Source organism: Bacteroidota bacterium (assembly GCA_021300195.1).
Lineage (GTDB): Bacteria > Bacteroidota > Bacteroidia > J057 > JAJTIE01 > JAJTIE01.
This window is the reverse complement of record JAJTIE010000041.1, coordinates 19,098-27,600: the sequence shown is the minus strand read 5'-3', so window position 1 is coordinate 27,600 and position 8,503 is coordinate 19,098. Positions and strand designations below refer to the sequence as shown.

Genomic DNA, 8,503 nt, shown 5'->3' with positions numbered 1-8,503 from the left:
TCCTCCACGCTTGAGTAGCCCAAACACAGGCACTTTTTGTATACAGTTGATCGGCCTCTCAGCCCCTTCCGAACGCCTCCAAAATAGCTTTCATCTAGCTCTATTTCTCCTACTTGTTGCTCAAATTCTTTGGTTTGATGGACTAAGATTTGTTCACGAAAAAAGTGATAGTAACGATTTATTGTGTTCCGATTAATCTGCAAAAGACTCGAGGCCTGAGTGGCTGTTAGCTCTATGACGAATGCTTGCAGAATCTTTTTCTGCTTGCATGCACTTAACTTGCTGTTATTCATTGACTTACAAGGCAATTTCCTATGCCTTGTAAGTCAAGCCCCTATATAATAATATAATATTAGGATTAGGCCATTCCCATTGAAATGGGGCAATATCGACTGAAATTAAGATTCTTAGGCAGAAATCAGGGAGTTTGGATAATAATAAAAGGGATCGAAGGATCCCTTTTATTATTCAAGCATTACTGAAAAATGTCAGACAGAAAATCAGAATCAGCTGGCATAACAAAAGTCGCATACTGATGAACCGGGCTCGATCAGAACGGCTATTCGTTCTTAGCTTCCTCTGTTGCTGCTGCATCCGTGGCCTCAGCCACTTCTACCGGCACATCCGTCGAGGTAGCAGGCTTTTCAGCTGTGATTGTAGCCTCATCCTTTGCGCCCTTCTTCTTGCTACGACGACGCTTGCTGCTCGCACTACCTTTGGTGTAGAACTCATTGAAATCAACCAGCTCAATGTATGCCATTTCGGCATTATCACCCTGGCGCGGTCCCAGCTTCAGAATGCGGGTATAGCCGCCCGGACGGTCCATCACCTTCGGTGCAATAGCGCCAAAAAGCTCCTTAACCGCAAACTTGTTTTGCAGGTAGCTAAACACCGTTCTGCGGCTATGCATCGTGTCATTCTTCGATTTTGTGATCAAAGGCTCAACATACTTACGTAGCTCTCTAGCCTTGGGCAGAGTAGTACGTATTGCCTTATGCTCTATCAGCGAGCTTGCCATATTCGACAACATCGCCTTACGATGCGCAGATTTACGGCCTAAGTGATTGAATTTCTTACCGTGCCTCATCTTAGTATTCTTCTTCTAGCTTAAACTTAGCTACATCCATGCCGAATGTTAGCCCCTTCGAAGCAACTAGCTCCTCCAGTTCGCTAAGTGATTTTTTTCCAAAGTTACGGAACTTGAGCAGATCTGCAATGTTGTAGCTAACTAGATCTCCAAGCGTGCGAATTTCAGCTGCCTTCAGGCAATTGTAGGCGCGTACGGAAAGATCCAGCTCACTCAGATTGGTCTTCAAGAGCTTACGCATCTGCAAAAAGGACTCATCCACCTCCTTGCGCTGACTGGGCTCTGCAGTTTTCAGCTGAATAGTCTCATCTGAAAATAGCATGAAATGCTTGATCAAAATGCCAGCAGCCTGCTTGAGCGCATCGTCCGGATCAATCGTACCATTCGTAGATATATCCAGAATTAACTGCTCATAATCTGTGCGCTGCTCAACACGTGTGTTCTCTACCGAGTATTTCACATTCTTGATCGGAGTAAAGATACTATCCACCGCAATCTCGCCAAAGCTCATATCGGGGTTTTTATTCTCCTCCGCCGGACGATAGCCCCTACCCTTGCCGATATTCAGCTCAATATCAAACTGAACACTCCTGTCCAGGTTGGCAATGACCAGATCCGGATTGGTTATCAAAAAAGCATTCGTGCTACGAGCAATATCAGCAGCAGTGAACACATCCTGGTCTCGTACCGAAACGAAGATCTTGGTCTCACCCTCTACTACCTGCTTCAAACAAACTTGCTTCAAGTTCAGTATGAGATCAATCACATCCTCCATTACACCCGGGATGGAACTATACTCATGTTCCACACTGGGGATTTTTATAGAAGTGATTGCAAAGCCCTCGAGGCTACTGAGTAGCACCCGGCGCAAAGCATTCCCAACTGTGGTTCCATAGCCGGGCTCCAGAGGGCGAAACATAAACTTCCCATAGAAGTCTTGCTCCCTCTCCATCACCACTTTTTCCGGCATAATGAATTCCAGCAGGCTCATAATGTAAACGATTAAAATTAACGTGAGTACAATTCGACAATCATGCGCTCTTCAATGCTCTCAGGCACATCCTGGCGATCAGGATAGCTCAGGAATTTACCTGCATAGGTGTTTCTGTCTACCTCTAGCCAGTTGTAGCGCGCATTGTGAGTGCTTGCCGATTCTGTAATGACTTCCAGACTCTTGCTCCGCTCGCGAATCTCTATTTGGTCTCCAGGTTTGAGCGAGTAACTCGGTATATTCACCACCTGACCATTTACCTTCACGTGCTTATGCACCACAAGCTGGCGCGCAGCCCGGCGTGTGGGGGCGAAGCCCATGCGATAGAGCGTATTGTCCAGGCGTGCTTCCAGCAACTTAATCAAGTTGTCTCCCGTAGAGCCTGGCAGGCGAGCTGCACGCTGAAAGGTAATACGAAACTGCTTCTCGAGCATGCCATACATAAACTTAGCCTTTTGCTTCTCCATGAGCTGGGTAGCAAACTCACTCTGCTTAGTACGGCGAGTTTTGCCGTGCTGACCTGGACCATAATTTTTACGCTCCAGAGCCCTACTGTAGCCAAAAATTGGCTCCTTGAAACGACGGGCAATCTTCTGTTTGGGGCCTCTATATCTTGCCATAATTATACACGACGTTGTTTAGGTGGACGGCAACCATTGTGGGGTATCGGTGTAGTGTCGGTAATGCGCAGGATCTCAATACCTACACCTGCGATAGCGCGAATAGCAGATTCCCTGCCACTACCGGTACCTTTTACGAAAACTTCCACTCGGCGTAAACCCAGATCGTAAGCCTCCTTGGCACAAGAACCGGCGGCAACCTGAGCAGCATAAGGCGTATTCTTCTTGCTACCCCGAAAGCCTGCCTTACCAGCACTGCTCCAGCTAATGGCGTTTCCGGCGGCATCCGTCACCGTTACGATAATATTATTAAAAGAGCTGGTGACAAACACTTTGCCATCCGCAGCTACCTTTAGCTTCTTCTTTACCTTTTGAACTTTTGCCATCTTACTTCTTAGTTGCCTTCTTCTTACCTGCTACTGTCTTACGCTTTCCTTTGCGGGTACGGCTATTCGTCTTGGTACGCTGCCCCCTAGTAGGCAGACCCGCGCGATGACGTGCACCACGGTAGCATCCGATATCGATCAGGCGCTTAATGTTCATCTGCACCTCGGAGCGTAGCTGACCCTCCACCTTGAAATTATCAGCAATGATCTGACGGATCAGTGCCTGCTCATCGTCAGTCCACTCACCCACACGCCTGTCTTGGTCTACCGCTGCCTCGGCCAAAATTCGAGCCGATGTGTCTCTTCCTATACCGTAAATATAGGTAAGGCCAATAACGCCGCGCTTGTTCTTGGGAAGGTCTATTCCTGCTATACGTGCCATTATCCTTGACGTTGTTTCATTTTAGGATTCTTTTTATTGATAATGTAGACACGACCCTTTCGTCGTACTACCTTACAGTCGCTTGTGCGCTTTTTAACGGATGCTCTTACTTTCATCACTCACTTCGTTTTACTTATACCGATAGGTAATTCTTCCCTTTGTCAAATCATACGGAGACAGCTCCAAGCTCACACGATCACCAGGCAGAATTTTGATGTAATACATCCGCATCTTTCCGCTGATATGAGCCAAAATCTCATGCCCATTCTCCAGCTCAACACGAAACTGAGCGTTTGGGAGGGCTTCGATGATCTTGCCGTCTACGGTTATAGAATTCTGTTTTGCCATAATTAAAATGCTGCGCCTACTTGCTGGGCCCGTCCCCGCACACGACCACTCTTCATAAGTCCATCATAGTGTCGGTTCAGCAGATAACCCTCAATTTGCTGTAGCGTATCCAGCACCACACCAATCATAATCAGCAAACTCGTACCACCATAAAAGTAGCTAAACTGAGAACCTACGCCAAACTGAGCCACTATCGTAGGGATAATAGCAACAAAAGCAAGAAAAATCGAGCCGGGCAGCGTAATCCTGGTAAGCGTGCGGTCAATAAACTCAGAAGTAGGCCTGCCGGGTTTAATGCCGGGAATAAAACCGCCACTGCGCTTCAGCTGATCCGCGATCTCATTGGGATTTACCGCAATAGCCGTGTAAAAGTACGTGAACAGAATGATAAGAACTACAAACAGGATGTTGTAGGGAAGGCTATTGGGATTCCCAAATGCAGATCCGGCACTAGCCCAAAAAGTACTGTCCTGAAAAAACTGCATAACCATTCCAGGCAAAAACATGATAGCCTGAGCGAATATGATGGGCATAACCCCACTTGCGTTTATCTTCAGGGGTAGATATTGCCGAACATTCGTGGTCATCCCACCCATCATTCTATTGCCCACCATGCGCTTGGCATAGTTAATGGGTATTTTGCGCGTTCCTGTAGTCAACAAAATAACTGCCGCAGTAACCAAGGCCAAAGCAATCAGCTCAAAGTAAAAAATCATGAGCGGGCTAATCGTAAACTCATTCAAAATAGCCAAGGGGAAACCGGCCATAATGCCAATGGCTATAATGAGTGAAACGCCATTTCCAATACCATTCTCCGTAATCCGCTCACCCAGCCACACCAGAAACATCGTTCCGGTAGTAAGGATAAAGATACTGGTGACCCAAAAGATGGTAACCTGTGCCGTAATAGCTGACTGGTACTGCCCTTGTAAGTTGATAATGTATCCGATAGATTGTGCAGCGGTAATAGCGACTGTGAGGTAGCGCGTCAATTGGTTTATTTTTCGCTGACCACTATCGCCCTCCTTCGCCAGCTTCTGTATACTTGGCACAGCAGCGGTCATGAGCTGAATGATGATGCTTGCCGATATATAAGGCATGATACCCAGCGCAAAAATCGAGCCGCGAGAAAAAGCACCGCCAAGAAATCCGTTCAGAAGACCGAGAATTCCCTCACCCTGGCCTGCTGCAAACTGACGTTGCAATTCCTCGGAGTTAATACCCGGTAGAATAATGTAAGAGCCAAATCGAAAGGCAGCAAGCAACAGAAGCGTATAAATTATGCGCTTCCGAAGCTCGTCGATCTTCCAAATATTCCGCAGTGTATCTCTTAGTCTTCTCATGCTTCGATGATTATCGCCTCGCCCCCAGCCTGCTCAATAGCAGCCTTGGCAGCTGCACTAAACTTATGAGCACTGACTTTAAGCTTGGCTTTGATTTCTCCGTTTGCAAGAACTTTCAGGGGCTGATCCTTCTTCGCAATGTACTTATGCTCCGCAAGAAAAGCAGGAGTAAGTTCACTCACCTTTGCCTCCGCGGCTATCTCATCTAGGCGATCCAGATTAATAATGGTATAAGACACCCGAAACGGATTCTTAAATCCAAATTTGGGCAATCGGCGGTGCAAGGGCATCTGACCACCCTCAAAGCCTGCCTTCTGACTATAGCCGCTGCGGCTCTTAGCTCCCTTATGGCCACGAGCAGAAGTTCCCCCTTTGCCCGAACCTTGACCACGACCCACACGGGTGGCCTCCTTCGTACTGCCTTCTCCAGGCTTCAGTGTATGGAGTTTCATGCTTCTTCCAATTTTACCAGGTGGCTTACTTTTTTGATCATCCCCAGAATTTGTGGGTTGACTTCATGCTCCACGCTACGATTTAGCTTGCCCAATCCAAGTGCCTTAACCGTAGCCTTTTGAGACTTTTCTCGGTCGATCACGCTCTTGACCAACGTTATTTTTACTTTCATATCTAGCTACCGTTAAAGACTTTAGACAAAGTAACACCGCGTGTCTTAGCGATAGAATGCGCATCACGCATATTAGCCAAGGCATCAATTGTGGCCTTCACCACGTTGTGTGGGTTGGACGAACCTGTACTTTTACCCAATACGTCCTTGATACCAGCAGCCTCCAGAACAGCACGCATGGCACCGCCGGCCAGTACACCTGTACCAGGTGCGGCAGGCTTAATGATAATGCGTGCAGCACCGTACTTGTGATACAATTCGTGGGGCACCGTTCCATTGATAATAGGAACGCGTATCAAGTTCTTCTTGGCATCGTCTATGCCCTTGGTGATCGCATTGGTAGCCTCGCCTGCTTTGCCCAAGCCATGGCCAACAACGCCCTTACCATCTCCCACCACTATTATGGCGCTAAAGCTGAAACGTCGTCCACCCTTTACCACCTTGGCTACGCGATTTACCGCAACCAACTTCTCGGCCAACTCAGCTTCACCAGCCTTTACACGTTGTGCTTTCATATTCATGTTAGAATTGCAGACCTCCCTCTCGTGCACCTTCAGCTAGCGCCTTTACCCGGCCATGATATTTGAAGCCATTACGATCAAATACCACCTGAGATACGCCAGCAGCCTTGGCCTTCTCTGCCAAGAGCTTGCCTACAAGTACACTCTTCTCAGTCTTTGTAATTTTTTTTCCATCAATATTCTTAATGCGGCTGGAACAACTCACGAGTGTTTTTCCGCTCAAGTCATCTATGATCTGTGCATAAATAGAAGCATTGCTTCTGTACACGGTCAACCGTGGACGGCCCTCAGATCCATGCAGAGACTTCCGAATCCCGCGCTTTACGCGCTGACGTCTAGCCTCTTTGGGGTTACGTACTTTCTTTTCACTCATGACGCTTATTTTTTAGCAGCTGCTTTACCAGCCTTACGACGTACAACTTCACCCGCCTCGCGTATACCTTTGCCTTTGTAGGGCTCCGGCGGACGTACCTTGCGGATCTTGGCAACAATCTGACCCAACAACTGCTTGTCGTGGCTAGACAGAATGATGCGTGGAGGCTGACCCTTCTGCTGCTCTGTTGCAACAGTTACCTCTGGGGGCAAGCCAAAGAATACCGGGTGTGAATATCCTACAGACAACTCCAGCACTTGGCCCTTAGCATCTGCACGATAACCTACCCCAATAAGCTCCAGGGTTCGGGTGAAACCTGTGCTTACGCCCTGTGTCATATTATTAAGCAAAGCACGATACAGGCCATGCAGCGCTTTATGACGCTTCTGTTCGGTAGGACGAACTACATTAAGCTCATTCTCCTCAATCTTAAGCTCAAAACCAGGCTCTATACGCTGGCTCAATTGACCCTTAGGTCCTTTCACATGCACAAATCCCTTTTCGTGCTTGATTTCCACACCCCTTGGGATGGCGATCGTTGCTTTACCTACGCGAGACATGGCTATGATTTAATAAACGTAACACAACAGTTCTCCGCCCACCTTCTGGATATTAGCCTCCTTGCCGGTAAGGATACCCTTACTGGTAGAGACGATGGCAATACCCAAGCCGTTTAGCACACGTGGCATCTCATTGTGCGCACCATACTGGCGCAGACCGGGCGTACTAATCCGGCCGATCTTCGTAATAGCCGGCTGCTTGGTTATGGGATCGTACTTAAGGGCGATCTTGATCACACCCTGCTTATTGTCGTCCTCCCACTTGAAATTCGAGATGTAGCCCATGCGGTGAAGTACCCGCACGATACCCAGCTTGATCTTGGAACCAGGTACTTCTACTATTCTATGTTTGGCCTGCTGAGCATTCCGAATTCGGGTGAGCAGGTCTGCTATAGGATCTGTATGCATTTTTTTACCAGCTAGCTTTTTTAACTCCAGGAATTTTTCCAGCCAAGGCCAGTTCACGAAACTTGATACGGCTCAGGCCAAAACGACGTATGTAGGCGCGTGGACGACCGGTTAGCTGGCAGCGGTTGCGGAGGCGTACAGGGCTACTATCCCTGGGGAGCTTTTGTAGCTCATCCCAGCGCTCCTCATCCTTTAGCCGCTGACGACGCTCAGCATAACGCGCGACCATTTTCTCGCGCTTCAGTTGACGTGCTATGATTGACTTCTTTGACATCTCTTATACTAAAACCGTGTTTCCTTTGAAGGGCATACCCAATAGCTTGAGCAGCTCCTGCGCTTCCTCGTCCGTACGTGCACTCGTTACGAATGTAACGTCTAGTCCAGAAATTCTGTAGATCTTCTCTACGTCGATCTCTGGAAAAATGATTTGCTCCTTCACGCCCAGGGTATAGTTTCCATGGCCGTCAAATCCCTCTGTGGGAAGACCACGAAAATCGCGCATCCTGGGAACGGCTATATTCACAAACCGATCGAGAAACTCATACATCCGGATACCGCGGAGGGTAACTTTGCAGCCAATCGGCATCCCCTTACGCAGCTTGAAGTTGCTGATATCCACGCGGGAACGGGTAACCACAGGCTTCTGACCTGAGATAAGCATAAACTCCTCTACAGCCTGCTCTACCAGCTTTTTATCTGATACCGCCTGACCAATACCTCGGGAAAGTACTATCTTCTCGAGCTTAGGAACCTGAAGGGTATTCTTATAATTGAACTTTTCGTTCAATGATTTAACCACTGATCCCTTATATATGTTTAATAGTCGAACTTCGTAAGCCATGTCTTTACAGTAATAACA

At 47.8% G+C, this 8,503-nt stretch carries 17 protein-coding genes; all 17 read right to left on the bottom strand.

Going from position 1 to position 8,503, the window contains the following annotated elements; all coding sequences use genetic code 11:
- Positions 1 to 293: hypothetical protein (locus tag LW884_09605; protein ID MCE3008582.1), on the bottom strand; the 293-nt coding region annotated here is incomplete at its 3' end.
- 266 nt (positions 294 to 559) lie between these two features.
- The gene (rplQ, locus tag LW884_09600; GenBank protein MCE3008581.1) at positions 560 to 1,087 is read right to left on the bottom strand and encodes a 50S ribosomal protein L17; all 528 of its coding nucleotides are present in this window, start codon (positions 1,085 to 1,087) and stop codon (positions 560 to 562) included.
- Position 1,088: 1 nt separating this feature from the next.
- Positions 1,089 to 2,078: a DNA-directed RNA polymerase subunit alpha gene (locus tag LW884_09595; GenBank protein MCE3008580.1), complete on the bottom strand. Its 990-nt coding sequence runs from the start codon at positions 2,076 to 2,078 to the stop codon at positions 1,089 to 1,091.
- 17 nt (positions 2,079 to 2,095) lie between these two features.
- On the bottom strand, positions 2,096 to 2,698 hold the full coding sequence (rpsD, locus tag LW884_09590; GenBank protein MCE3008579.1) for a 30S ribosomal protein S4: 603 nt from the start codon (positions 2,696 to 2,698) through the stop codon (positions 2,096 to 2,098).
- Positions 2,699 to 2,700: 2 nt separating this feature from the next.
- Positions 2,701 to 3,084: a 30S ribosomal protein S11 gene (gene rpsK / locus LW884_09585; GenBank protein ID MCE3008578.1), complete on the bottom strand. Its 384-nt coding sequence runs from the start codon at positions 3,082 to 3,084 to the stop codon at positions 2,701 to 2,703.
- 1 nt (position 3,085) lies between these two features.
- Positions 3,086 to 3,466, bottom strand: coding sequence for a 30S ribosomal protein S13 (rpsM, locus tag LW884_09580; protein MCE3008577.1), 381 nt, complete (start codon positions 3,464 to 3,466; stop codon positions 3,086 to 3,088).
- Positions 3,466 to 3,582: a 50S ribosomal protein L36 gene (gene rpmJ / locus LW884_09575; protein ID MCE3008576.1), complete on the bottom strand. Its 117-nt coding sequence runs from the start codon at positions 3,580 to 3,582 to the stop codon at positions 3,466 to 3,468. The genes rpsM and rpmJ overlap by 1 nt, the downstream gene beginning before the upstream one ends.
- A 13-nt stretch (positions 3,583 to 3,595) precedes the next feature.
- Entirely contained in the window at positions 3,596 to 3,814 is a 219-nt protein-coding gene (infA, locus tag LW884_09570) for a translation initiation factor IF-1 (GenBank protein ID MCE3008575.1), read from the bottom strand.
- Between the two features lie 2 nt (positions 3,815 to 3,816).
- A complete protein-coding gene (secY, locus tag LW884_09565) occupies positions 3,817 to 5,157 on the bottom strand; it encodes a preprotein translocase subunit SecY (protein ID MCE3008574.1) in 1,341 nt (446 codons plus the stop codon).
- On the bottom strand, positions 5,154 to 5,609 hold the full coding sequence (gene rplO / locus LW884_09560; GenBank protein MCE3008573.1) for a 50S ribosomal protein L15: 456 nt from the start codon (positions 5,607 to 5,609) through the stop codon (positions 5,154 to 5,156). Before rplO ends, secY begins: the two co-directional genes overlap by 4 nt.
- Positions 5,606 to 5,782, bottom strand: coding sequence for a 50S ribosomal protein L30 (gene rpmD, locus LW884_09555; protein MCE3008572.1), 177 nt, complete (start codon positions 5,780 to 5,782; stop codon positions 5,606 to 5,608). The genes rplO and rpmD overlap by 4 nt, the downstream gene beginning before the upstream one ends.
- A 2-nt stretch (positions 5,783 to 5,784) precedes the next feature.
- Positions 5,785 to 6,303 carry a 30S ribosomal protein S5 gene (gene rpsE / locus LW884_09550; GenBank protein MCE3008571.1) on the bottom strand — a complete coding sequence of 173 codons (519 nt, stop codon included), beginning with the start codon at positions 6,301 to 6,303 and terminating at the stop codon, positions 5,785 to 5,787.
- Between the two features lies 1 nt (position 6,304).
- On the bottom strand, positions 6,305 to 6,676 hold the full coding sequence (gene rplR, locus LW884_09545; GenBank protein MCE3008570.1) for a 50S ribosomal protein L18: 372 nt from the start codon (positions 6,674 to 6,676) through the stop codon (positions 6,305 to 6,307).
- A gap of 5 nt (positions 6,677 to 6,681) precedes the next feature.
- On the bottom strand, positions 6,682 to 7,236 hold the full coding sequence (rplF, locus tag LW884_09540) for a 50S ribosomal protein L6 (protein MCE3008569.1): 555 nt from the start codon (positions 7,234 to 7,236) through the stop codon (positions 6,682 to 6,684).
- Positions 7,237 to 7,245: 9 nt separating this feature from the next.
- A complete protein-coding gene (gene rpsH / locus LW884_09535; protein MCE3008568.1) occupies positions 7,246 to 7,644 on the bottom strand; it encodes a 30S ribosomal protein S8 in 399 nt (132 codons plus the stop codon).
- A 4-nt stretch (positions 7,645 to 7,648) separates the two neighbouring features.
- Positions 7,649 to 7,918, bottom strand: coding sequence for a 30S ribosomal protein S14 (gene rpsN, locus LW884_09530; protein ID MCE3008567.1), 270 nt, complete (start codon positions 7,916 to 7,918; stop codon positions 7,649 to 7,651).
- A 3-nt stretch (positions 7,919 to 7,921) separates the two neighbouring features.
- Entirely contained in the window at positions 7,922 to 8,485 is a 564-nt protein-coding gene (gene rplE / locus LW884_09525) for a 50S ribosomal protein L5 (GenBank protein MCE3008566.1), read from the bottom strand.
- Between the last annotated feature and the right edge of the window lie 18 nt (positions 8,486 to 8,503).

What these genes read in the sequence shown, in the direction of transcription:
- rplQ (MCE3008581.1), bottom strand. Translation starts at nt 1,087, where the DNA reads ATGAGGCACGGTAAGAAATTCAATCACTTAGGCCGTAAATCTGCGCAT.
- LW884_09595 (MCE3008580.1), bottom strand. Translation starts at nt 2,078, where the DNA reads ATGAGCCTGCTGGAATTCATTATGCCGGAAAAAGTGGTGATGGAGAGG.
- rpsD (MCE3008579.1), bottom strand. Translation starts at nt 2,698, where the DNA reads ATGGCAAGATATAGAGGCCCCAAACAGAAGATTGCCCGTCGTTTCAAG.
- rpsK (MCE3008578.1), bottom strand. Translation starts at nt 3,084, where the DNA reads ATGGCAAAAGTTCAAAAGGTAAAGAAGAAGCTAAAGGTAGCTGCGGAT.
- rpsM (MCE3008577.1), bottom strand. Translation starts at nt 3,466, where the DNA reads ATGGCACGTATAGCAGGAATAGACCTTCCCAAGAACAAGCGCGGCGTT.
- rpmJ (MCE3008576.1), bottom strand. Translation starts at nt 3,582, where the DNA reads ATGAAAGTAAGAGCATCCGTTAAAAAGCGCACAAGCGACTGTAAGGTA.
- infA (MCE3008575.1), bottom strand. Translation starts at nt 3,814, where the DNA reads ATGGCAAAACAGAATTCTATAACCGTAGACGGCAAGATCATCGAAGCC.
- secY (MCE3008574.1), bottom strand. Translation starts at nt 5,157, where the DNA reads ATGAGAAGACTAAGAGATACACTGCGGAATATTTGGAAGATCGACGAG.
- rplO (MCE3008573.1), bottom strand. Translation starts at nt 5,609, where the DNA reads ATGAAACTCCATACACTGAAGCCTGGAGAAGGCAGTACGAAGGAGGCC.
- rpmD (MCE3008572.1), bottom strand. Translation starts at nt 5,782, where the DNA reads ATGAAAGTAAAAATAACGTTGGTCAAGAGCGTGATCGACCGAGAAAAG.
- rpsE (MCE3008571.1), bottom strand. Translation starts at nt 6,303, where the DNA reads ATGAATATGAAAGCACAACGTGTAAAGGCTGGTGAAGCTGAGTTGGCC.
- rplR (MCE3008570.1), bottom strand. Translation starts at nt 6,676, where the DNA reads ATGAGTGAAAAGAAAGTACGTAACCCCAAAGAGGCTAGACGTCAGCGC.
- rplF (MCE3008569.1), bottom strand. Translation starts at nt 7,236, where the DNA reads ATGTCTCGCGTAGGTAAAGCAACGATCGCCATCCCAAGGGGTGTGGAA.
- rpsH (MCE3008568.1), bottom strand. Translation starts at nt 7,644, where the DNA reads ATGCATACAGATCCTATAGCAGACCTGCTCACCCGAATTCGGAATGCT.
- rpsN (MCE3008567.1), bottom strand. Translation starts at nt 7,918, where the DNA reads ATGTCAAAGAAGTCAATCATAGCACGTCAACTGAAGCGCGAGAAAATG.
- rplE (MCE3008566.1), bottom strand. Translation starts at nt 8,485, where the DNA reads ATGGCTTACGAAGTTCGACTATTAAACATATATAAGGGATCAGTGGTT.